The sequence below is a fragment of the Paenibacillus camelliae genome, assembly GCF_023715345.1.
Lineage (GTDB): Bacteria > Bacillota > Bacilli > Paenibacillales > Paenibacillaceae > Pristimantibacillus > Pristimantibacillus camelliae.
Genome location: NZ_JAMBNY010000083.1, coordinates 1 through 262, shown reverse-complemented (window position 1 = coordinate 262; position 262 = coordinate 1). Strand labels below are relative to the sequence as shown.

The 262-nt window shown below is 55.0% G+C and carries 1 rRNA gene; it reads right to left on the bottom strand.

The features are described 5' to 3' along the window. Positions 1–262 (bottom strand): 16S ribosomal RNA (locus M3180_RS22515); the annotation flags it as partial.

Sequence of the window (262 nt, the reverse complement as noted above, 5' to 3'; positions counted from 1 at the left end):
GTGTACAAGACCCGGGAACGTATTCACCGCGGCATGCTGATCCGCGATTACTAGCAATTCCGACTTCATGCAGGCGAGTTGCAGCCTGCAATCCGAACTGAGACCAGCTTTGATAGGATTGGCTCCACCTCGCGGTTTCGCTTCCCGTTGTACTGGCCATTGTAGTACGTGTGTAGCCCAGGTCATAAGGGGCATGATGATTTGACGTCATCCCCACCTTCCTCCGGTTTGTCACCGGCAGTCACGTTAGAGTGCCCACCCA